The following is a 23,770-nucleotide window of genomic DNA, read 5'->3' as shown; positions in this document are numbered from 1 at the left end:
CTAATTTACTACAAACCTACAGCAAGTTCCTGAAATTTTATATCAATAAAAATTATATTTTCTTATTTTTGCATCAAAAAATACTATCAACATGACAATAACTCAATTGCAATATGTGTTAGCTGTTGCCGAACATAAAAATTTTACACTTGCTGCGGAAAAATGTTTTGTAACCCAGCCTACGTTAAGTATGCAGATTCAGAAAATTGAAGAAGAACTTAACATCCTGATTTTTGACAGGACCAAAAAACCAATTCAGCTTACCGATATAGGGCATAAGATTGTCAATCAGGCCAAAAATATTGTAAATGAAGCAGACAGGATCAAAGATATTGTAGAGCAGCAAAAAGGTTTTATTGGCGGTGAATTTCGCCTGGGAATTATTCCGACCATCATGCCGACACTTTTACCCATGTTTTTAAACAATTTCATCAAGAAATACCCAAAAGTAAAACTCCTTATTGAAGAGTTAAACACAGATGAAATCATTACAAAATTAAAAAACGGGCATTTGGACGCTGCTATTGCTGCAACTCCGCTGGAAGACGAAAAAATCAAGGAGATCGTTTTGTACTTTGAGCCTTTTGTAGCCTACATACCGGAGCATCACGCCATTTTTGAGAAAACAGAAATTGAAGTTTCCGATTTAAACCTGAATGAAATACTGCTTTTACAGGACGGACACTGTTTTAGGGACGGGATCCTGAATTTATGCAAAAATGGTTCTGATATCGACCAGAATAATTTTCAGATTCAAAGCGGAAGTTTTGAAACCCTTATAAAATTAGCAGACGAAGGCCTTGGTACAACGTTACTTCCGTACTTGCACACCTTAGACTTAAAAGATTCCGATAAGCTGAAACTGCGTAACTTCAAGGAACCAAAACCTGCTCGTGAGGTAAGTTTAATTTACCCGAAAAGCGAATTAAAAATGCAAATCATTGACGCGTTAAGATCCACAATTGCCGGAGTTGTAAAGGGAGCCATTGTTTTTCAGAATGTTCAAATCATTAGTCCGCTACAAAAGAAATAAAAATAAAAAAGGAGCCAGCTGGCTCCTTTTTTTATACTTTGATTAGTAGTAAACTTTGTTTTAATTCTGGTTTTTCAATAATGAAATTTAATAACCATTCCTGTAATTGTTCCATTTCGTACGGTAACAGTGTTTTGATAGCTTTTTCTAACTCTTTGCAGAAAAGTATCGGATCGAAACTAACTCTTTCAAGTATTGATTTCGTGTAATCAAACATCATTTTTGACATAATAAAATAAGATTGTTGGGGGTTATCTCTATTTTTAAACTCGCAGCAAATTTAAACAAATATGATATATAAACATTGATTTTAACTTATTATTTTCAAAACTTTAGCAACGAATACGTTTTCTTAATATGTAAAAATCAATTTAGAATGATTACAAACAACTTATTTAAACCTTTTTAAAGGCGCGAAACATCTCCCTTTTACCCGGAGGGCCTGCTAATTTTTCAACCGTAAATCCAACAGCGATCATACTTCTTTTAACAACTCCTCTTGCGGCATATGTGACCAAGACACCGTTCGGCTTCAAACTATTGTACATTTTCTGAAAAATTTCGGCACTCCACAGCTCCGGCTGCACCCTGTATCCGAAGGCGTCAAAGTAAATCAAATCAAAAATTTCTAAATCGTTTATTTCATCAAAAAATTGTTTCCTTTTGGTTAACGAAAAATCTGTACTTATTTTAATTTCCTCATCCCATTCAGCCTCGTGCATTTCTGCAAAAACATCTTTAAAAGCATCGGCCTCTAATTCAGAAACGTAATTCATTTCCAGAACTTCCTTTGCTTCCACCGGATAAGCTTCTACTCCAACATAATTTATGGTTTGCTGTTTTCGGACTCCCTCCAGAAAAGTAATAAAAGCGTTGAGCCCGGTACCAAAACCTATCTCCATAATACGAACCGGATTATTCCCGAATAATTCAAGTCCGTTTTTAATAAACACATGTTTCGCTTCCTGAATAGCACCGTGCTTCGAATGATAGCATTCATCCCATTCCTGCAAATGGATTGTGGTGGAGCCGTCCAGTGTTTTAATTATTTCTCTTTTCACTTTTTTTAAGAATTTACAATAGGATTTCGTTGGTTTTCAAATCAATTTAAGAGTCAAATTTAGTCAAAACAAATGCGTAAAGCCTTAAAAATCGACGGTTTTTTCATAAATTCTTTATAAAACTATGCCAATTATTTAAGTTTGTTATAAGATAAATAAATCTCAGTCAAACGCGGTAATTAATGCAGTTTTACTAAGGAAGTTATATATTTTTACTTAATTTTGCATTTATTAAAACCTATTTTACACCAGATCATTGCTTTAGTTTTTCTATCGAAATGAAAATTCTATAAAACCTTTACATTATTATGAGTACAACTCAAACAAGCAAAATTGAAATCAGAAAAGCTACTTCGTCAAAAATAAGCGCAGTTGACTTTGATAACCTAAGCTTTGGCTCTGTATTTACAGACCATTTATTTGAATGTGATTTTAAAAATGGCCAGTGGCAGAATCCTGTCATTAAGCCATATGCTCCAATTTTGATGGATCCTTCTTCAAAAGTCTTTCACTACGGACAGGCTATTTTCGAAGGGATGAAAGCTTATAAAGATGAAAACAATGATGTCTGGTTGTTCAGACCTGATGAAAACTTCAAACGTTTCAACAATTCTGCCGTACGTATGGCGATGCCTGAAGTTCCGGAAGATGTTTTTATGGAAGGTTTGAATGAATTACTGAAAATAGACCAGGAATGGATTAAAAGAGGAAACGGAAGCAGTATGTATATTCGTCCTTTTATGATTGCAACCGGTGCCGGCGTGGTAGCAAACCCGTCTGACGAATATAAATTCATGATTTTACTTTCTCCTGCACAATCGTATTATGCCGGTGAAGTAAAAGTAATTATAGCCGAACATTACAGCCGAGCGGCAAATGGCGGAATCGGGGCTGCAAAAGCTGCCGGAAACTATGCTGCACAGTTTTACCCAACCAATCTTGCCAACAAAGACGGATTTCAACAAGTGATCTGGACCGATGATGCCACGCACACGAAACTGGAAGAAGCAGGTACCATGAACGTTTTCTTCAGAATAAACGATACTTTGCTTACTGCTCCGACCAGCGAAAGAATTTTGGACGGTATCACCAGAAAAAGTTTAATCGCTATGGCCGAAAAAGAAGGATTGAATGTAGACGTTCGACCTGTGATTGTTTCAGAATTGGTAGAAGCTGCTAAAAATGGATCGCTGAAAGAAATCTTCGGAGCCGGAACTGCTGCCGTTATCAGCGTTATTAAAGGATTCTCTTATCAGGATGTGTATTACGAAATGACACCAGTTGAAAACTCGTATGCTTCTCTTTTAAAAGAAAAACTAACCAGTCTTCAAAACAAACTTTCCGAAGATACTTTTGGATGGACTGTAAAAGTGCAATAAGCAAATAACCACTTAAATATAAAAAACCCGACAAATTTTAAAATCTGTCGGGTTTTACTTTTATAACAGTTTCGAAAAATCCGGTTTAAAATAATTTGGGCCTTTCATTACTTTTCCGTCTTCCCTGTAAATGGGCTTTCCGTCCTCGCCCAGCTTACTCATATTACTGCGCTGAATCTCATCAAAAACAGCTTCGATTTTATCCTGCAAACCGTGCTCGATAATAGTTCCGCACAAAATATACATCATATCTCCCAGTGCATCAGCAATTTCAACTAAATCATTTTTCTGAGCCGCATCAAGATATTCTTCATTTTCTTCTTTCATCAGATTATAGCGAAGGTATTTTTTGGTTTCACCTAAATCTGCAATTGGTGTTTCGCTGTGCCCTATTTTAAAAGCAGTGTGGAATTCCTTAACTGCATCTATTTGCTTTTTCATGATTTTATTTAATTAATTGAACTACCAAATTAGTAACTATTCCTATACAATTCTCTAAATTTGTCAAAAATAATTTCAACTATGTTTAGTCAAGGACAATTAATATTCGCGCTCTGTTTTTTTATTGCATTTGTAATCGTAATGGTATTTGCTTATCGAAAAGATCTGGCATTACACAGGATTTTCTATAAAGGAAATTACAAAGTACTGATTGGTTTCCTTCTTTTTATTGCCATATTATTTGTTATCAAAATATTTTTAAAAAGGTAAATATAGATTTTTTCCTTATATTTAGAAATCAAAAATAAACCCCGTAGATTTTCGCTTATTATTTTCAAATTGTTCTATTTAAACCTGATTTGATCCGAATAGAAGCAAAAAGTGTTATTTAAATTTTATACAGCCCGCAGGACTAGTAATAAAATTTATAACTTTACGACACCAAACAACCTACCCAATGAAGATTTTAAAATATCTGTTTCTTTTAGCGTTACTAAGCCTAGTTGCCCTTACAGTTTTTGTAGCTACTCAAAAAGGAGATTTTTCAATAGAAAGAAGTAAAGTGATCAATTCACCCAGAAACACAGTCTATAATTATGTAAATGATTTTAGAAATTTCCAGGATTTTGAATCATGGTCCGTTGAAGATCCAACGATGAAAATGTCATTTCCTGCGAAGACCATCGGAAACGGAGCCTCTTTTTCCTGGGAAGGCAGTGAAGGAACGGGAAGTTCGGTTACGCGAAATACAAAAGAAGGAGAAAGCATTCATCAAAAAATGACTTTTAACGGAAGTGAGGCAGATGTACACTGGATTTTCAAAGACACGCTGGCCGGTAAAACAAAAGTGACCTGGAAAGCCAAAGGAACCATGAGCTTTATGTTTAAAATTTATACCGCATTAAATGGCGGGTCTGATAATGTGATCGGAACTGTTTATGAAAAAAGTCTTGTAAATATTGATAAAAACCTGAATTACGAAACTAAAACCTATGCGATTAAAGTCAATGGCGTTGTAAAAAAAACAGAGACACCTTATATCAGAATGACTTTTACGAGTGAAATTGAAAAGGTAAACAAGAATGCCAGGGTTGTAATTCCGAAACTGATCCATTTTAGCCAGACCAATGGTTTACACACCAGTGGAAAACCATTTATCATTTACCATACATACGATACGGCAGCCGGTTTAGCCAAAATTTCGATCTGCCTGCCAATAAACAAGGAAATTTCGATAAGTGCCGGAAGCGATATTTTATCCGGAAAACTAAATGGTTTTGAAGCGGTAAAAACGACCTTAACCGGTGATTATTCACATACCGCTGAGGCAATTGCAAAAACAAGGGCCTATATCAACAACGAAAAAATAGTTCCGGATTTAAGCTGGTCTCATCTTGAAATTTTAACCCTTAGTAAACTGGATGTAAAAAGTCAATCTAAATTACTGACTGAAATCTATTTTCCGGTAAAACCTAAGGTCGTTCCGGTTACGGCTGTTCCGGTTTACACACCGCAAACAGAAGAAACCACTACTACCAGCCCTGCTCCTGTAAAACCAAACACGACTGTCAAACCTAAAAAACCTGCTTCTCCTCCTCCAACAACACCTCCGGCAGAACAGGAAGAATCAGAATTCTAAAAAAAGGATAAAAGCAGATTAAACCTTTTGTTTTAAATTCATTCTAACAAGATAAATCAACAAGTTTGACAAACGAGAAGGAATTTATAGCACAATTACTAAATCCCCAAACGCAGAACACAGCGTTTCAAAAACTCTTGTCCGATTATCAAAGGCCCTTGTATGCTCATATTCGAAACATTGTTCTGAATCATGATGATGCCGATGATGTGCTGCAGAATACTTTTGTAAAAATTTTTCAATATTTAAAGAATTTCAAAGGAGAAAGCAAGCTTTTTTCCTGGATGTACCGTATTGCAACCAATGAAGCTTTGACTTTCCTGAACCAGAAAGCAAAACTAAACGGAATAACCTCTGAGGCTTTGCAAAATAAAACGATCGAAAATTTACGGGCCGATGTCTATTTTGACGGAGACGAGATACAATTGAAACTCCAGAAAGCCATAGTAACATTGCCCGAGAAACAGCAACTGGTCTTTAAGATGAAATATTTTGAGGAATTAAAATACGAAGAAATCGCAGAAATTCTGGGGACTTCTGTTGGTGCACTGAAAGCATCTTACCATCATGCCGTAAAAAAAATTGAATTATATGTTACTTCAAATTAAACCTTTTGTTATAAAACATATCTTATAAACATTATGAAAGCATTTAAATTAGAAAACGAACCGAAAATAACGACAGGCTTTAAAACCCCTGAAAATTATTTTAATACTCTTTCAGAGAAAGTTTTACAGCAAATTAATGAGAGAGAAGTAAAAGTGATTCCTTTTTACAGACGCAAAAGGGTTCTTACTATGCTTGCTGCAGCCGTGATTGTTATTGCCCTAATGATTCCGATCGTAAACAACTATAACAACACCTCAAAAGAACTTGACGAAAATACGTTAGAAACCTATTTGGCGTATCAGTCGAATCTGAATCAGTATGATTTAATCAATCAGCTTGACACCAAAGATATCGAGTCGCTTAATAAAAATGTGGCTCTTGAACAGGAAACACTTGAGGACATTCTGTCTTCCAATCCAAATATTGAAAATTTAATCTCAGAATAAAACAAAAACATAAAAATATGAAAATCAAAAATATATTTCCGCTATTTCTATTTTTAGTTAGTTATTCATTTTATGCACAAAATGATAAAGTAGATGAGAAACGCGAAAAAATCAAAGCTTACAAAGTCTCTTTTCTAACCACTGAACTCGAACTTACGTCTACAGAAGCGGAGAGATTCTGGCCTATTTACAATGCGTTTGACGACAAACAATTTGAATTGCGCCACGACAAGATGAAAACGTATTTGCGAAAGCTGGACGATGATAATATCAATTCACTTTCAGAAAAAGAAGCTGCCGTGCTCCTTTCCCAAATAGAAAGCACAGATAAAGAATTATATCTTTTACGTGAAAAGTACATGACGAATCTTAAGAAAGTACTTTCAGCAAAAAAAATACTGAAGCTTAAAAAATCAGAAGATGATTTTAACCGAAAATTACTAAAACAATATCGGGATAAAGCGGCTAAAAACTAAGATTAAAAGAAACAACAGCGATAGGAACCCTATATAATAATACTTACTTTATTATTTAGGGTTCTTATTATTTTAATTAAAATGCAATCGGGCTACTTTATTATGACCTGCCGCAATTGCCGTATTTTTATTGATAAACCGAATGGTAAAGAATTTATTGTCATCTGACAATTCTTTCCAGGAAAGACCTCCGTCTGCAGAATACTGAATGCCTGCAGCACCAACGCAAACCAGTTCCTTTGCATTTCCTCCGGGTACGTACTGTATACAGGAAGCATAACCAAAACCCTGATCTTGGCCTATAAGCTCCCAGGTTTTTCCGCCATCTTTTGTAAATGCCTTATTATCTTTCTTGTGATCAGGAAGTTCATAGTCCCCACCGGCAATAAACCCATGTTTGGAATCGTAAAAATCAGCTGTAAAAATACCTGTCATTGTTTTTCCCTGAACAATGGGCGTATCCATAACTTTCCATGTTTTTGCTTTATCCGAAGAATAAAAAACGCGGGCTTTTTTTCCTCCCGAAACCAGCCAGGTATCATTTCCTTTAATAACTATATTGGAATTGCTGGCAGCAAAAGCGGCTTCACCCTTGGCATTTGTCGGCAATTTATCGGATAATAATTTTGTCCAGGTTTCCCCTCCGTCACGGGTAACAATGATCGAGAACGTATCTTCTGTAGGATCGCCGATTGCAATGCCTTCTTTATCATTCCAGAATTGCATACTGTCGTAAAATACTTTCGAATTGACTTCTTTATAAACCAATTTTACTTTATGCGTCTTTTTCGACACCTGATACAATAAGGCAGGATTGGCGACACTTAATAAATAAATACTTTTTGAAGTCTGGGCAATACTTCTGAATTCTAATTTTAAAGTATCCCTGTAAATATGATCTTCAAATTTTTCTTTTGTACCTAAATCATACCATCCAAAACGGGAATTATCCCCTCCGTACCAAACCTTATTTTTGTCTATTGAAATGGCCCTGATGCTGATTTTATCCTGAAATAAAGTTTCTATTTGTACTGAGGTGAAGCCAGTGTTTACAATATCTTTTTCATTATTATTCAATGTTTTAAAAGACATAAATAAAACAAAAGCACCAAAAAATAAAATTACTTTTTTCATATTAATCACTTTTTTTCATGCTAAAATACAATTAATTATAACATATAAAATATGTTTTGATTTTTTTTCTGGCACAGTAATTGGATACCTCACCATATTAATCTTAATATGATTTGTCATGAAATCGAAACTACTTTTTATAGCATTACTAACATTAGGTTTTAGTACAGTTCAGGCGCAAAGCCAAACTACTGTTTATGCAAAAAATTCAGATATAAGCGACAATTTAGACCTTAGGGCTGTTGCCTCAATATTTGGAGAATCAGCCAATCTCCAGGATTTTGAAAGACGCCTTAATGATCCTAAATATCAAATCTCTAACCTTGACTTAAATGACGATGACGAAGTGGACTACCTGCGCGTAATCGAATCTGTAGAAGACAGAACGCACGTTGTAATCATTCAGGCTGTACTGGATCGTGATGTTTATCAGGATATCGCTACAATTGATATCGAAAGAGACAACTCTAATAAAGTCGTTGTCCAGGTGGTAGGAAACTCTTATTTATATGGGGATAATTATATCTATGAGCCTGTTTACAATGTAGCTCCGGTAATTTACACTTCATTCTGGATAACCAATTACAGACCTTATTATTCTACATGGGGATGGAACTACTACCCTACTTACTATACAGCATGGAGACCTTACCCTATTTACAGATACAGAAGAAATATCAATGTTTGTATTAATGTAAACAACCATTATAATTACGTAAATACGAGAAGAAGTTACAGGGCTCCGGTTTTGTACGCAACAAGACGTTCTTACGGATATGAAACAAGACGCCCAAATTATAGTTTTTCTCAAAGACATGCCAACACCAATAACAGATACGAATTAGATCAGAGACGTGTGGCAACCAGAGAAGCCGGCAGAAACCAAAACGTGAACAACACCAACAGGTACAATCCCGGAAGAACAACTGGTACAGATAACAGAAACAATGATAACAGAAACAATGATAATAGAAACAATGATAACAGAAACGCAACTGTAAACAGACCTTCTGATAGAAATTACAACACCAATCGTGTCACAACGACAAACAGAGATAACGCCGCAAATGTAAACACTCCGGCAAGAGTCGAAAACACGCAAAGAAATGATGTGAGAAGAAACTCGAATGAAACCAACACCAGAGTTTATTCCGAAAACAGAGGGAATTCTAACAGAACTGCTCCGGTACAACGAACAGAAACACCAAGAAGCATGCCCGAAAACAGAGGAGGTTCTGAAAACAGAGCAAACACTTCAAGAGCACAGGCACCCCAAAGAACTGAATCTCCAAGAGCAAATCAGGAATCAAGAGGCAGCCAGCCGCAAAGAGAAAACGGCTCTGGCTCAAGAGGTGGAAACCGAAGAGGTTAATTCTGCTGATTACATTTCTAATAAAAATCAAAGCACAATTTTACGATTGTGCTTTTTTTTATCTTTTTAATTTTAATTGACGCTAATTTATTTTAAAACAGTAAATTTGCAACCGTCTTTTATAAAAACATACATGAGCGCAGCGCATAAAAACTTACACAGTAAGTTGTCTATTGGAGGTTTACTAATCACACTAGGGATTATTTATGGAGATATTGGTACTTCTCCATTATATGTAATGAAAGCCATTCTGGGAGAACACATCATTAGTGCTGACATTGTTTTAGGAGGTATTTCATGTGTTTTCTGGACATTGACATTACAGACTACCATAAAGTACGTTCTTATCACCTTAAGTGCCGATAATCACGGTGAAGGAGGGATTTTTGCATTGTACGCATTAGTCAAAAAAACCAAAATAACATGGCTGATTGTCCCGGCAATTATTGGAGGTAGTGCCCTGCTGGCAGATGGAATTATAACTCCGCCAATTTCGGTTTCATCCGCTGTAGAAGGAATAAAAACCTATTATCCGCAGATTAATACGATTCCGATTGTGATTGGAATTTTATTTGTTCTTTTTACCATTCAGCAATTTGGAACTAAATTAGTAGGTAAATTCTTTGCCCCTATGATGCTAATCTGGTTTACCATGTTAGGAACATTAGGAGTTATTCAGATTTCACATCACCCCGAAGTTATAAAGGCACTTAACCCTTATTATGCGTATCACTTATTACAGATACATCCTGAAGGATTTTTTGTTCTTGGACTTGTATTTTTATGTACCACCGGAGCAGAAGCATTGTATTCAGACATGGGGCATTGCGGAAGAAAAAACATCCGAATCAGCTGGATTTTTGTGAAGCTTACTTTAGTATTAAATTATTTTGGTCAGGCTGCTTTTTTGATCCATCATGAAGGTCAGACGCTACAGGCATTAGGAGGAGAAAATGGAAATCCATTCTATCTGATCATGCCGGACTGGTTTCAGCCGGTAGGAATTGTTATCGCAACTTTGGCTGCCGTAATTGCTTCACAAGCCTTAATCAGCGGATCCTTTACTTTGATCAATGAAGCGATGCGACTTAATTTCTGGCCGAAAGTAAAAATCAAATATCCGACCGAAGTAAAAGGTCAATTGTATATTCCGTCAATCAACTGGCTGCTGTTTTTTGGATGTGTCGGAATTGTTCTCCATTTCGAAAAGTCAAGCAACATGGAGCATGCTTATGGTCTGGCAATCGTTTTATGTATGATCATGACGACTATCTTACTAAACTATTACCTGATCATGAAACGTATTAAGTTAATTTTCATGGTGCCGTTAATTACAATTTACCTTATAATTGAATTTAGCTTTTTAATTGCCAATGTTACCAAATTTGCCGAAGGCGGTTATGTAACTTTAATCATTGCAGCGGTTTTAATTTCGATTATGACCATCTGGTATCTGGCTAAGAAAATCAATAAAAACTATACTAAAATTGTCAAAATCGACGACTATAAAAAAGTATTGATGGAATTGAGTGAAGACTTATCTATTCCAAAATATGCTACGCATCTGGTTTATATGACCAATGCAAACCGTGTTGATGAATTAGAGCAGAAAGTAATGTATTCAATCCTGCAAAAACGCCCAAAAAGAGCTGACATTTACTGGTTTGTACATGTTAACATTTTAACTGAACCTTACAAAACACAATATAAAGTTACCGAAATTGCAAAAGACGATATTTACAGAGTCGATTTTAATTTAGGATTCAGGGAACCAACCAAAATAAACCTCATGTTCCGTGAAGTAATCAGGGATATGGTAAAAAATGGCGAAGTAGATATTACCAGCCGATATGAGTCCTTAAACAAAAATAATATTATCGGAGACTTTAAATTTGTACTGTCTGAGAAATTCCTTTCTAATGACAACGATTTAAGATGGCACGAAAATATCATCATGAACTCGTATTTCTTTATCAAAAAATTAAGTTTATCTGAAGAAAGAGCTTTTGGCTTAGACAGCAGTTCCGTAAAAATAGAGAAATTCCCGATGGTGCTTCATGCTCCGGAAAATATTGGATTAACACGAATTATAAAATAAAGTTATTCCAAAATAAATTCAGAAAACACTCTTTTAAACTTTATTAGAGTGTTTTTTTTCTTTTTAATGAAAGTCAAAATAACAATCAAAATTAAAAATTTAACTTTCAATCAATTAATAGTACCTTTGCAACTCAAATAATTAAAATGAGATTACACAGAAATTTAGTTTATACTACCATCGATTCCTTAAATGCGATCTTCAATGAAGGAGAATATGCAGACAAAGTGGTAGCAAGAGCATTAAAAAAAGACAAACGTTGGGGAAGTTCCGACAGGAAGTTTGTTGCTGAAACGATATACGAAATTGTTCGTTGGAAAAGATTATACGCAGAAATTGCAGAAGTAAAAGAGCCTTTTGACAGGGACAATTTATGGAGAATGTTTGCTGTTTGGGCTGTTCTTAGAGGATACCCTATTCCGGACTGGAGACAGCTGGAAGGAACACCGGAAAGAAAAATCAAAGGCCGTTTTGACGAGCTTTCTAAAATCAGGGCGCTGAAAGAATCTATTCCGGACTGGATGGATGAATTGGGAGTTAAGGAATTAGGCGAAAAAGTCTGGTCAACCGAGATTGCTGCACAAAACCAGCCTGCAAAAGTTATTTTAAGAACCAATACACTTAAGGGAACGAAAGAAAACCTGAGAAATACCCTGATGGATCTGAATATTGAAACAGAATATTTAAAAGACCAGCCGGAAGCTTTAGTTTTAAAAGAAAGAGCAAACGTATTTTTGACGGATGCTTTTAAACAGGGACTTTTTGAAGTTCAGGATGCAAATTCACAACTGGTTGCCCGTTTTCTTGATGTAAAACCAGGAATGCGTGTTGTCGATACTTGCGCAGGAGCCGGAGGGAAGACATTACACATTGCTTCTTTGATGGAAAACAAAGGACAACTGATTGCAATGGATTTATACGAAAGCAAACTGAAACAACTGAAATTAAGAGCAAAAAGAAATGGTGCTTTTAATATTGAATACCGTATCATTGACACTACCAAAGTGATCAAAAAATTACATGAAAAAGCAGATCGTGTCCTGATAGATGCTCCCTGCAGCGGCTTAGGAGTGCTGAAAAGAAACCCTGATGCCAAATGGAAACTGCAACCTGAATTTATCGATAACATCCGTAAAGTTCAGGCAGAAGTTTTAGAGAGTTATTCTAAAATTGTAAAGCCAGGCGGAAAATTAGTGTACGCTACGTGTTCTGTTTTACCATCTGAAAATCAGGAACAGGTAGAAAAATTCTTAAAAACTGAAATCGGAAAACAATTTACATTCGTAAAAGATCGTAAAATTCTGGCCTCAGAATCTGGTTTCGACGGATTTTACATGGCTTTAATGGAACGTAAAGATGCTGTAATTAAAGAATAATTCGAGATAAATTCCTCAAAATAAAAAATCCCAGATTCCAACCGCTAAATTGGAATTTGGGATTTTTATTTTGAACTTTTATTTGTTAAACCAAACTCTGTTTACGCAATAATTTCCCGTTTTCGTTTTCTTTGAACTTTGGAACAAAAACAATTTCTTTTGGTTTTTCATACTTACCTAAACCATCAAAAAAATCAGTTGGAAAATCTTGTTTTTCGCCTTCAATAACCAGAATCAGTTTTTCGCCCAGGACAGAATCAGGAATTCCTGTTACAAAAAATCTTCCGTTAATTTTATCAAGCAGCTTGGCTTCTATTTGTTCGGGAATAAGCTTTACTCCCCCACTATTGATGACATTATCGATTCTTCCTAAAAATATAAACTGGTTTTCCCTTACAATTTCAACCAGGTCATTAGTGACTACAGGATCTTCTGACATAACCGGAATCGTAATAACCAGGCAACCACGCTCATCCTGCTCTATTTTTACATTTGGCAGAACCGTAAAAACATTCTCTCCGACCTTTCTGGCCGCGATATGTGTAATCGTTTCGGTCATTCCGTACGTCTCGTAGACCTCTGTTTTCAGGGGCAATACTTTTTCCTCAAGAGCGGCATCCATCTTTGCTCCTCCAACAATTAATTTCTTTACGTTTTTTAGCGCTTCAATTGAATTTTGAACCTGCAGCGGAACCATCGCGACAAAGTCATACTGAGTAGTGTTTAAAAGTAAAGGCGCCGTACTTGGAGCTACTATATCCAGATCAAGACCTAAAATCAAACTTCTTACGAGCATCATTTTCCCTGCTATAAATTGAACCGGTAAACACAATAAGGCTTTGTCTCCGGGTTCTAAAAGAAAAAAGTCTCCGGTCGCTAAAGCGGAATGGATCATTGCCCGTTTTTCCAGACGAACCAATTTTGGAAGCCCGGTTGTTCCGGAGGTTCTCATTTCGATAAATTCCTTATTATCGAACCAGTCCAGAAGAAATTCGCCAATGGCCTGCTCGTTCGAATCCCCTTCTTTGATATAACTGTAAGCCACACGGCATAAATCTGCCGCGTTGAGATGATATCCGTTTATCTTAAAATAGTTATGGACATTATTATGTGTTAATTCTAACATGAAATTTTTAATTTGATGATTTTACAATAGTAGTTTTACCAGTTAATTTTTCTTTCCAGTTGTTCCAGCCGTATTTTTTACTAAAAATAAAAAGCAGAATCGGGTAAATGACTACAACAGGCAGAATCACGTCTAAACCTGCTGAAGGTTCCGACATATCCTTAAAAATAGAATTCGTCTGAAAAACCGACCAGTCCGAAGTTAGCAACAGTGCCCCTATCAGGTTATTGGCAGCGTGAAAACCTAACGACAATTCAATACCTTCATCCATAAGCGTCAGAACACCTAAAAAGAAGCCTGTACCTATATAATAAATCATAATAATATAACCCATCTTAGCCACTTCGGGATTAAAAATATGCATTGAACCAAAAATTAGCGAGGTCAGCACTAACGGAAACCATCTGTTTTGAGCCAGATTAGCAAATCCCTGCATCAGGTAGCCTCTGAAAACATACTCTTCCGTACTGGTCTGTATCGGAATCAGCACACTGCCAATAACAACCAGAATTACAAATGGAACCAATTTAAAATTCCACACAAAATTTTCAGGGGATTTATAATACACTACTAAAAAACTAATTACAGAGAAAATCGACCATAATCCAAAAGAAAACAAAACCCGGGACCAGTCTATTTTACTGCGGGATGTTGTTATGGACAAAATAGTCTGATTGTGCAGGTATTTCACCACAAAGTAAATTCCGGCAAAAGCAAAAGCGAAAGAAATCATTACCAAAAACAACGTCAGATTGGGTTCAAACATTTTTAAAGCCGAATCACTGTCCGTTGGAAAAGACTTATTTGATTTAAAAGCTTTATAAAGAACCGCAATAGAAAAAGGAATCTGACCAATAAATGAAGCGGTAATGATGAAAACAGATCCTAAAAGATATTTCCAGAATTTATTTTCGGGTTTAATTCCTTGTTCTAAAAACATATTTATAAAAGTTTAAAAATGAGAATTCAGTTTAATAAGTAAGTCTTATTTTTGGTATTGCTAAAATACCGAATTTTTTACTTTAACTATCCTCTAATAAATTAAAAAAATAAAATGATAGAAATTTACCACAATCCGCGTTGCGGAAAATCAAGAAGCTGTCTTGCATTTTTGGACCAGTCCGGTCAGGACTACAAAATCATTCCGTATCTCACAGAAACACCTTCCGTTGCTGATTTAAAATCCTTACTTGGAAAACTAGATTTAAAGCCCCTTCAGTTAGTGCGGGTTAAAGAAAAAATCTGGATCGAAAATTATAAGGAAAAGACCATGACTGATGATGAAATTATCCAGGCTATGGCCGATCATCCCATCTTAATCGAACGTCCGATTGTTATAAAAGACGGAAAAGCCATCATTGGAAGAAATCTGGATGTAGTAGCTTCTTTTTTAGAATGATTATAAAGAACAGCCTTAACATTTTTTTGTGACTTTTCTCTTTAAACCAAAAGCTAAATTTGCGGTCTAAGAAGAAAAAGAAACCAAAAACAACAATGAAACAAATCAAATTTGCTGTATTACTTGTAGTGCTTTTTACAAGTTTTTACAACTATGCACAACAGCCGCCATCTGGCAACAAGGTAAAAGTTACCGGAAAAGTTTTCGAAAAAGTAAGCAGACAACCTTTGGAATATGCTACAATTTCGATTATGGCCCCTAATGATACTAAAGTTATTGCAGGTGGAATTACAAATCCTAAAGGAGAATTTGAAGTGGCTGTTGCTCCGGGAACTTACGACATAAAAATTGAATTTATTTCGTTTAAAGCAACCGAAATCAAACAAAAAAGCATTCAGGGCGACACCAATTTAGGTGTTGTAAATCTTTCTGAAGATGCGGCACAGCTGAATGAAGTTGTCGTTCGTGCAGAAAAATCTACCGTGGAAATAAAACTGGACAAAAAAGTCTATAACGTTGGGCAGGATATGATGGTAAAGGGCGGAACTGTTAGTGACGTTTTGGATAATGTGCCGTCTGTCTCTGTCGATACCGAAGGAAATGTCAGCTTAAGAGGAAGTGACAATATCAGGATTTTAATTGACGGAAGACCTTCAAATGCCATTAATGTGGCCGAAGCTTTACGCCAGCTGCCTGCCGATGCGATTGACAAAGTAGAAGTTATTACCAATCCGTCTGCGCGTTATGATGCCGAAGGTGGTTCAGGTTTAATTAATATTATCCTTAAAAAAGGAAAAAACCAGGGTCTTAACGGAACTTTTATTGCTTCTACGGGACTTCCTGAAACTTATGGTTTAAGTGCGAACCTGAATTATAAAACCGAAAAATTAAACTACTTTACGACTGCAGGGTACAACTATAGAACCAATGAAGGTGGCGGATTAACAAATACGGAATATTTTAATGCTAACGGCAGCCCTAAAGGTTTCTTAGATGAAGATCGTGATACTAAGAGAACAAATGATGGATTTAACGGAAGAGCCGGTATAGAGTGGACAGTTGCTCCGAATACTTTTTGGACAAATGCTATTAATTACCAAAAAAGCACTGGAGATACCAGAGACTTAATTAACTACAATAATTTTGATGCCAATCATATTTTTACGGGAACTTCTTTCCGTTTAAACAATGGGGATACTGATAGCGAAAACGTAGAATATACTTCAAATTTAATTAAAAACTTCAACGATAAAGGACATAAACTTACCGCTGATTTATCGATTTCAAGAAATACAGATGATAGTAATAGTATTATTACTGCAGCTCCAAATTTCAATACTACGTTAAATGATCAGGTTCAAAAACAAGTACAATTACAAGCTGATTATGTTTTGCCATTAGGAAAAGGCAGTCAGTTTGAAGCTGGATACAAAGGAAGTTTTGGCGACCTGAACAACAAATATGTCATAACCAACAATCAGGGTATTCCGGATCCAAAATCATCAAATATTTTAGAATACAAGGAAAACATAAACGCAATTTACACTCAATATGGATTCAAGGTAAATAAATTCTCTTATTTATTTGGTTTGCGTTGGGAAGACACTAATATCGAGGTGAATCTTTTAGATACACAGGAATTCAATACGAAGAAATACAATAATTTATTTCCAAGTGCTTTTATTAGCTACGAAATCTCAGATCAGAGTAATTTTACAGCAAGTTACAGCAAACGTTTATCAAGACCAAGAGGCCGTTTCATGAACCCCGCAGTAAACTATTCAAGTAATGTAAATATCTTTCAGGGAAATCCGGATTTAGATCCCTCTCTAACAGATAAATATGATATCGGATATATCAAACGCTGGGACAAAGTAACATTCAATACTTCCGCTTATTTTGAAGACACAAAAGATGTTTTTAGCTTTGTACGATCTCCTACAGGTGATGTTGTAACTCCTGATGGCGAGGTCGTAACTCCTCAACCAGGTGAAACAATTGATGGAATTCCGGTTATTAAAAGCAGGCCAATTAACTTAGGAAAAGAACAAAAATTTGGTTTTGAGTTTACATTAAATTATACGCCATTTAAATGGTGGAGATTAAACAGTAACTTCAATTTATATAACGTAAAAACTACCGGAGAAAACTCATACACCGATACTAAAGGAAATCTAATAACACAGAACCTTAACAATCAAGCTAATACATGGTTCGCAAGAATTAGTTCAAAAGTAACTTTACCATACAAAATCGACTGGCAACTGAGCAGTGTTTATAACGGCGAACAAAAAACAGCGCAGGGTAAAAACCTGGGTCAATTTTCTATGAATACAGCATTTAGCAAAGACGTATTAAAAGATAAAGCAACAATTGCTTTCAATATTAGTGATATTTTTAACTCCAGAATCATGAGGTCTTATACGTATCTCCAAAATGATACAACATTTGAGAGTCAGACATCCTATGGCGAAATGCAATTCCGTAAACGTCAATTCAACTTATCGTTCACGTATCGTTTTAACAAAGCTAAAAATGAAAGAGAAAAGAATCCTGGCCAGAAAGAAGGAGGAAATGATGGCGGTGGAGAATTTCCGGGATAACTTAGGTTAAAATTCCAAAAATTTTAAAATCCAAATTCCAATTTCGAATACTTAGTTATAAGTTTTAGAAATTGGAATTTGGATTTTTTTTTATTGAAGTTTGAATTTTCTATATTGGAATTTGAATTTTCTACATTGGAATTTGAATTTTCGGAATAAAAAAAAGGACTCGTAAAAACGGGTCCTTTTTTTATGAAATCAATTTAATATTAAATCGATTGTTCTCGCTTTTTCTTTGCTCTCATTTCTTTGAACATTTCCCAGCTTGCTCCCGTAACCCAATAAGATACGAAACCAACTAAGAAGAACATTAACCAAAACCCTATAGTTAGTATGGTTAAGAAAAGTAAAAAACCTAAGTACTGTGAAAATTCAAACATGTTTTCCGGAATTTTTGAATGTAAGCACAAATGTAGCTTTTATATTTTTCCTTGCCAATAAAAACCAAATCAATTTTTATAAAATCACAATTATCCGTATATTTAAACTGATTTTAAATAAGGGCTTTTTTTTTAGTTTTCAGTCTCGGTCTCCGTTTGCAGTTGTAGTCGCAGTCGCAGTTTACGGACTTAGTGTTCTACGATCACATTTTAAAGAATACATTTTACAAATATATTATACAATCAAACAAATGAAATACAGAATAGAAAAAGACACCATGGGAGAAGTTCAGGTCCCGGCCGATAAATATTGGGGTGCGCAGACAGAACGTTCCAGAAACAATTTTAAAATAGGACCTTCGGCATCTATGCCAAAAGAAATTATAGAAGGCTTTGCTTATTTAAAAAAAGCAGCTGCGTATGCCAACTACGATTTGGGTGTTTTGCCTCTCGAAAAAAGAGACGCTATTGCAGCAGTCTGCAACGAAATATTAGAAGGAAAATTAGACGATCAGTTTCCATTGGTGATCTGGCAGACAGGTTCGGGTACGCAAAGCAACATGAACGTAAATGAAGTAATCGCCAACCGCGCGCAGGTTCTTAAAGGTTTTCAAATTGGTGAAGGCGAGCAATTCATAAAAGCAAATGACGATGTCAACAAATCACAATCCTCCAATGATACTTTTCCAACCGGAATGCATATCGCCGCCTATAAAATGATTGTAGAAACCACCATTCCGGGTGTAGAAAAGTTAAGAGATACATTGCAAGCGAAAGCAATAGCTTATAAAGATGTAGTGAAAATTGGCCGTACCCACCTTATGGATGCCACGCCGCTTACCTTAGGCCAGGAAATATCAGGTTACGCTGCCCAATTAACTTTCGGATTAAAAGCATTGAAGAATACGCTGGCGCATTTAGCTGAAATTGCACTCGGAGGAACCGCAGTAGGAACAGGACTTAACACTCCGGAAGGATACGACGTGAAAGTAGCGGAATATATTGCAAATTTCACCAACCATCCTTTTGTTACTGCTGAAAATAAATTTGAAGCTTTAGCAGCTCATGATGCTATTGTAGAAACACACGGAGCCTTAAAACAACTGGCTGTTTCGCTAAATAAAATTGCGAATGACATCCGAATGTTAGCTTCAGGGCCGCGTTCCGGAATCGGGGAAATTCATATTCCCGAAAACGAGCCGGGATCCTCCATAATGCCCGGAAAAGTAAATCCGACACAATGCGAGGCTTTGACCATGGTTTGCGCACAAGTGATCGGAAACGATATGGCCATTGCTGTTGGTGGTATGCAGGGGCATTATGAACTGAATGTTTTCAAACCTGTTATGGCTGCCAATTTCCTTCAGTCAGCCCATTTATTGGGAGATGCCTGTGTTTCATTTGATGAACACTGTGCACAGGGAATCGAGCCGAACCACAAACGCATCAAAGAATTGGTAGACAATTCACTGATGCTGGTTACCGCACTAAATACCAAAATCGGATATTATAAAGCCGCTGAAATTGCGCAAACCGCACACAAAAACGGCACAACCCTAAAAGAGGAAGCTGTTCGTTTAGGTTATGTGACTCCGGAGGATTTTGATGCCTGGGTAAAACCGAACGAAATGGTGTAAAAAAAAGTATTCAGTGTCAGTCTCAGTTTTCAGTTGTTGGAATGGTAAATTTACACTACCCTCCCAGACTGTAAACTGAGACTGCAAACTGAGACTGAGACTAAAAACTTATTCCCCGTCTACATAATCCTGTAAGTAGCTGAATCTCGGGGTCAGTTTCCCTTTCTCCGTTATTTTGGCTCTTTGCAGAATTCCGTCCTTATCTCCATTAAAGAAAGCGGGAATGACATGTTCCATAAATTGTTCGCCGAAACCTTCACTGGCATCTTTTGGAATTTCGCATGGCAGATTATCCACCGCCATTACGACAATTGCGCCGGGATGAAAAACATCCACTTCTGTACCTTCTACCGGCCAATATCCATAGATAGGCTCTGCAATCGTAGAAGCACGCAAGGTACAGGCAATCGGACCATTGACATCACAGGAAATATCGGCTACTACTTTTATCCTGCAGTCGCTGGCATTCAACATTTCCCTTGTCAGAATTACCGGTGCTTCACTGGCGTAAAAATGTCCCGTAAAATAAATATCGGTTACTTTCGTAAATTTTTCAAAATCAGAAACGTAGGCCTCCGGATGTGCCAAAAAATCATTAAAATCAAGAACCTGTCCGTCAATTCTTTTGTTGTATTCCAACACATCCAGCTGCACATAAACCGGTTGCGTATAGTTTTTGGTTAAATAATTTTCAACCGTAATTTCTTTTATTTTTATGGCGTCCAGAATTTCTTTCGCTCCGCTTCCTACTTTACCGGTTCCGGTAATCACAAATTTTAAAGGGGGCAATGTAATGCGTTTCAGATGCATAATCAGGGCATCTTTTCCGGCAAGAGTTTCTGCTTTAGGCAATTTAAACAATTCGAATTTTATTCCGAAAGCGCGAATTCCGTTATAAACGCCGACCATTCCGGCATATTTTCCAAATCCGATCAGCCTTCTGTTGTTGCTGTCTACGATAGTTTCATGATCGTATAAATCGATATTTTTCTCTAAAATAGCTTGTAACAGCTTCCTATTATAAGGTTGTTTCTTGATGGTATGGGAAAAAAAGAAATATGATTTATTTGGTATCAAATTTTCTACCGGAACTTCTTTCACTCCAAATAAAACATCGCAGCCGGAAACATCATCTGTAATAGTTATCCCTAAACTTTGGTACTGAACATCAGAAAATATTCTAATATCTGAACTTTCAACTTTAACTGTAGCGTCTTTATAAAGCTGTTTCAGTTTTGTCAGTTCATTTGGGGCAAAGACAACACGTCTGTCTGGTGGGTTTTTTCTTTCTTTTATAATGCCAAATTTCATTTATATCGGATTAAAGTAAATATTAATATAACTTTTCAAACTCAATTTGTTTCAAATATAACAAAATAAGTTAAATTTTTGTTGTAATTCTATAATTTCAAACAGTTTTATAATGTTAAAAGCTGATGCCCAATCGACTACAAAAAAAAGAAGTTAAAAAAAAGTTAAAAACTATATTCTGCAGATTAAAAAATGGCAAATCAAAAGTATTGAATTCTATATATTTGTTTTTAAAGAATGATGAAAATGAGCTTCCTTAAAAAAACAAATATACCACAAATACTTTTTCTAATCTTAGTTTTAGGATCGTGCGGAAAAGATATCAAGAATAAAGAAAAAGAGATTACAGCGGTTGAAGATACTTTACCCAAGATGAAACCGTTAGGTCCTGAAAAAAAAATAAGCCAGGCTTATATTAATTCAGTAGCAGGAAGAATAAATCACTTTTATACTAAAAACTGGAAAAACAACAGTATGAACGGCGGTTTTCTGGTAGCCAAAAACGGCCAGATTATCTTTGAAAGATATAACGGTTACGCAGATAAAAATGAAGGAACGACTATAAATGCAGATACTCCGATTCATATTGCCTCTGTAAGCAAAGTTTTGACGGCGACCGCAGTTTTAAAACTGGTCAATGCCGGAAAACTGGATTTGGACCAAAAAGTAAACACGATTTTAAAAACCTTTCCCTATCCGGAATGTACGGTTCGAATGTTACTGAGTCATCGTAGCGGAATGAGAAACTACGCTTATTTCACCGACAGGGATAAATCGGTTTGGGACAGGCACAATCAATTGACCAATAAAGATATTCTTGAGCTTCTGGCCACTAAAAATATTGGCCTGGAATCGACCACAGGTACCCGTTTTGCGTATTGCAACACCAATTATGCCATGCTGGCGCTTATTATTGAAAAAATAACCGGTTTGACTTATAAAGAAGCCATGACCGAAATGATTTTTAAGCCACTCGGAATGACACACACTTTTGTTTTCGATTGGGAAAAAGATAGAAAAACAATCGTTCCGTCTTATAAAGGAAACAATGTCGAAATTGGACTGGATTATATGGATGCCGTTTATGGCGATAAAAACATTTTTTCGACTCCGCGCGATTTATTAAAATTTGACCGTGCGAGAAATTCCCCTGACTTCCTAAAACCTGAATTATTAAAGCAGGTTTATACCGGTTACAGCAACGAACGTAAAGGCACCAAAAATTATGGTCTGGGAATCCGAATGATCAATTGGGAAACGGGACAGAATTTTTACTTTCACAACGGCTGGTGGCATGGCTACACTTCATCGTACATTCCGTTGCAGAAAGAAAACATTACCATTATTGCCTTATCGAATAAATTTACGAGAAACACCTATGCTGTACGTAAACTGGCTCCTGTTTTCGGCGATTATCCGTTTAATTTTAAGGACGAAGAATAAAGAATATTTTTCTGAAAATTTTATTACGAAACTAACTTCAAATAGTATAAATTTGCAAACTCATTTTTGGGGTCGACTGGTTTTGACAGCAAGTCGAATTGAAAAGTAAGCACGTCGAGCATTGAGACCTTGCTCGTAAATATAAGATCTTACAATTTTACACGGCGAAAATAACTACGCTTTAGCTGCATAATCCGAATTATAGTAAGATTAGCCACGTCCCTATCAGATAGGGAAGCTGGATTCTCCTTGAAAGCCTTGGTTTGTGGCGTTCAGTAAAGGGGAACCGTAAAAATAGACCTAGATTTCCATGAGCTTCGGGTGGATTTCGAAATTAAGAAGATAAGTGTTGAGTGGTTGTTCCTGACCTAGCTCAACATCGAAAATCCAATCAGGAAATAAACGCGTAGAAAGCTCTTTAGTTGCTTGTTTGGACCCGGGTTCGATTCCCGGCGACTCCACTAAATAATATCGCAATTATCAAATATGTTGATAATTGCGATTTTTTATTTTTAATTCCTCCCCGGCATTAATCCCTATTTCATAACTTCCTTTTGTTCAGGCATTCTGATTTTTACAGGAATAGCCTTTAACACTGTTTGTTACAATTTAGAACACGAAACCGATATCAAGTTGTTACGAATTGCACTAATTTTGACAAACGTAAGATATAAAAACCACGATTTATACTTACGATTAAAAGCGTTTGCCTGCTTCACAGCGAACAGGATGATTCCCAAAAACAAAATAGCAATCCTAAAAAGATCATTTTATTGGATGAAGATTCATCGCTTTTATAACGATTTG

20 protein-coding genes and 1 other RNA gene are annotated in these 23,770 nt (G+C 36.1%); 14 read left to right on the top strand and 7 right to left on the bottom strand.

The window, feature by feature from the left end; genetic code table 11:
- The first annotated feature begins 91 nt into the window (after positions 1 to 91).
- Positions 92 to 1,033: a LysR substrate-binding domain-containing protein gene (locus LPB89_RS09530; protein ID WP_230701520.1), complete on the top strand. Its 942-nt coding sequence runs from the start codon at positions 92 to 94 to the stop codon at positions 1,031 to 1,033.
- Between the two features lie 31 nt (positions 1,034 to 1,064).
- Here the strand turns inward: LPB89_RS09530 and LPB89_RS09525 are convergent, their stop codons facing one another.
- Both LPB89_RS09525 and mnmD read right to left on the bottom strand, forming a co-directional pair.
- Entirely contained in the window at positions 1,065 to 1,262 is a 198-nt protein-coding gene (locus LPB89_RS09525; protein WP_017496117.1) for a hypothetical protein, read from the bottom strand.
- A 166-nt stretch (positions 1,263 to 1,428) separates the two neighbouring features.
- The gene (gene mnmD, locus LPB89_RS09520; protein WP_230701519.1) at positions 1,429 to 2,094 is read right to left on the bottom strand and encodes a tRNA (5-methylaminomethyl-2-thiouridine)(34)-methyltransferase MnmD; all 666 of its coding nucleotides are present in this window, start codon (positions 2,092 to 2,094) and stop codon (positions 1,429 to 1,431) included.
- A 308-nt stretch (positions 2,095 to 2,402) separates the two neighbouring features.
- Between mnmD and LPB89_RS09515 the strand changes: the two genes are divergently transcribed.
- On the top strand, positions 2,403 to 3,473 hold the full coding sequence (locus LPB89_RS09515; protein ID WP_230701518.1) for a branched-chain amino acid aminotransferase: 1,071 nt from the start codon (positions 2,403 to 2,405) through the stop codon (positions 3,471 to 3,473).
- Positions 3,474 to 3,533: 60 nt separating this feature from the next.
- On the opposite strand, the gene LPB89_RS09510 is transcribed toward LPB89_RS09515, so the two are convergent.
- Positions 3,534 to 3,914 carry a nucleoside triphosphate pyrophosphohydrolase family protein gene (locus LPB89_RS09510; RefSeq protein ID WP_154339226.1) on the bottom strand — a complete coding sequence of 127 codons (381 nt, stop codon included), beginning with the start codon at positions 3,912 to 3,914 and terminating at the stop codon, positions 3,534 to 3,536.
- A gap of 457 nt (positions 3,915 to 4,371) precedes the next feature.
- Between LPB89_RS09510 and LPB89_RS09500 the strand changes: the two genes are divergently transcribed.
- The 4 genes from LPB89_RS09500 (at position 4,372) to LPB89_RS09485 (ending at position 7,084) form a co-directional block, all read left to right on the top strand.
- Positions 4,372 to 5,553, top strand: coding sequence for a transcriptional regulator (locus LPB89_RS09500; protein ID WP_230701517.1), 1,182 nt, complete (start codon positions 4,372 to 4,374; stop codon positions 5,551 to 5,553).
- A gap of 65 nt (positions 5,554 to 5,618) precedes the next feature.
- Positions 5,619 to 6,161, top strand: coding sequence for an RNA polymerase sigma factor (locus LPB89_RS09495; RefSeq protein ID WP_230701516.1), 543 nt, complete (start codon positions 5,619 to 5,621; stop codon positions 6,159 to 6,161).
- Between the two features lie 33 nt (positions 6,162 to 6,194).
- Positions 6,195 to 6,608, top strand: coding sequence for a hypothetical protein (locus tag LPB89_RS09490; RefSeq protein ID WP_230701515.1), 414 nt, complete (start codon positions 6,195 to 6,197; stop codon positions 6,606 to 6,608).
- Between the two features lie 17 nt (positions 6,609 to 6,625).
- Positions 6,626 to 7,084: a sensor of ECF-type sigma factor gene (locus tag LPB89_RS09485; protein ID WP_230701514.1), complete on the top strand. Its 459-nt coding sequence runs from the start codon at positions 6,626 to 6,628 to the stop codon at positions 7,082 to 7,084.
- Positions 7,085 to 7,156: 72 nt separating this feature from the next.
- Here the strand turns inward: LPB89_RS09485 and LPB89_RS09480 are convergent, their stop codons facing one another.
- Positions 7,157 to 8,218, bottom strand: coding sequence for an oxidoreductase (locus tag LPB89_RS09480; protein ID WP_230701513.1), 1,062 nt, complete (start codon positions 8,216 to 8,218; stop codon positions 7,157 to 7,159).
- A gap of 118 nt (positions 8,219 to 8,336) precedes the next feature.
- On the opposite strand from LPB89_RS09480, the gene LPB89_RS09475 reads away from it, so the two are divergent.
- The 3 genes from LPB89_RS09475 (at position 8,337) to LPB89_RS09465 (ending at position 13,064) form a co-directional block, all read left to right on the top strand.
- Positions 8,337 to 9,590: a DUF4887 domain-containing protein gene (locus tag LPB89_RS09475; RefSeq protein ID WP_230701512.1), complete on the top strand. Its 1,254-nt coding sequence runs from the start codon at positions 8,337 to 8,339 to the stop codon at positions 9,588 to 9,590.
- Between the two features lie 133 nt (positions 9,591 to 9,723).
- The gene (locus LPB89_RS09470; RefSeq protein WP_230701511.1) at positions 9,724 to 11,688 is read left to right on the top strand and encodes a KUP/HAK/KT family potassium transporter; all 1,965 of its coding nucleotides are present in this window, start codon (positions 9,724 to 9,726) and stop codon (positions 11,686 to 11,688) included.
- 146 nt (positions 11,689 to 11,834) lie between these two features.
- Positions 11,835 to 13,064 (top strand): RsmB/NOP family class I SAM-dependent RNA methyltransferase, encoded by a 1,230-nt coding sequence (locus tag LPB89_RS09465; RefSeq protein ID WP_230701510.1) that lies wholly within the window; start codon positions 11,835 to 11,837, stop codon positions 13,062 to 13,064.
- An 85-nt stretch (positions 13,065 to 13,149) separates the two neighbouring features.
- On the opposite strand, the gene LPB89_RS09460 is transcribed toward LPB89_RS09465, so the two are convergent.
- Both LPB89_RS09460 and LPB89_RS09455 read right to left on the bottom strand, forming a co-directional pair.
- Positions 13,150 to 14,190: an AMP-binding protein gene (locus tag LPB89_RS09460; RefSeq protein ID WP_230701509.1), complete on the bottom strand. Its 1,041-nt coding sequence runs from the start codon at positions 14,188 to 14,190 to the stop codon at positions 13,150 to 13,152.
- A gap of 7 nt (positions 14,191 to 14,197) precedes the next feature.
- Positions 14,198 to 15,130 carry a CPBP family intramembrane glutamic endopeptidase gene (locus tag LPB89_RS09455; RefSeq protein ID WP_230701508.1) on the bottom strand — a complete coding sequence of 311 codons (933 nt, stop codon included), beginning with the start codon at positions 15,128 to 15,130 and terminating at the stop codon, positions 14,198 to 14,200.
- Between the two features lie 114 nt (positions 15,131 to 15,244).
- Between LPB89_RS09455 and arsC the strand changes: the two genes are divergently transcribed.
- The 3 genes from arsC to fumC all read left to right on the top strand — a co-directional run bounded on the left by arsC (position 15,245) and on the right by fumC (position 20,209).
- Positions 15,245 to 15,589 carry an arsenate reductase (glutaredoxin) gene (gene arsC / locus LPB89_RS09450; RefSeq protein ID WP_230701507.1) on the top strand — a complete coding sequence of 115 codons (345 nt, stop codon included), beginning with the start codon at positions 15,245 to 15,247 and terminating at the stop codon, positions 15,587 to 15,589.
- Positions 15,590 to 15,684: 95 nt separating this feature from the next.
- The gene (locus tag LPB89_RS09445; protein ID WP_230701506.1) at positions 15,685 to 18,192 is read left to right on the top strand and encodes an outer membrane beta-barrel family protein; all 2,508 of its coding nucleotides are present in this window, start codon (positions 15,685 to 15,687) and stop codon (positions 18,190 to 18,192) included.
- Between the two features lie 631 nt (positions 18,193 to 18,823).
- Positions 18,824 to 20,209, top strand: a complete 1,386-nt coding sequence (gene fumC / locus LPB89_RS09440; protein WP_230701505.1) for a class II fumarate hydratase — start codon at positions 18,824 to 18,826, stop codon at positions 20,207 to 20,209.
- Between the two features lie 108 nt (positions 20,210 to 20,317).
- On the opposite strand, the gene LPB89_RS09435 is transcribed toward fumC, so the two are convergent.
- Entirely contained in the window at positions 20,318 to 21,520 is a 1,203-nt protein-coding gene (locus LPB89_RS09435; protein ID WP_230701504.1) for an NAD(P)-dependent oxidoreductase, read from the bottom strand.
- Between the two features lie 240 nt (positions 21,521 to 21,760).
- On the opposite strand from LPB89_RS09435, the gene LPB89_RS09430 reads away from it, so the two are divergent.
- A complete protein-coding gene (locus LPB89_RS09430; RefSeq protein WP_230701949.1) occupies positions 21,761 to 22,963 on the top strand; it encodes a serine hydrolase in 1,203 nt (400 codons plus the stop codon).
- Between the two features lie 68 nt (positions 22,964 to 23,031).
- Positions 23,032 to 23,427: a transfer-messenger RNA gene (gene ssrA / locus LPB89_RS09425) on the top strand.
- Positions 23,428 to 23,770: the final 343 nt, after the last annotated feature.

Origin of the sequence: Flavobacterium sp. ENC (assembly GCF_020991415.1) — a bacterium.
Lineage (GTDB): Bacteria > Bacteroidota > Bacteroidia > Flavobacteriales > Flavobacteriaceae > Flavobacterium.
This window is presented reverse-complemented; position numbering and strand designations above follow the sequence as displayed.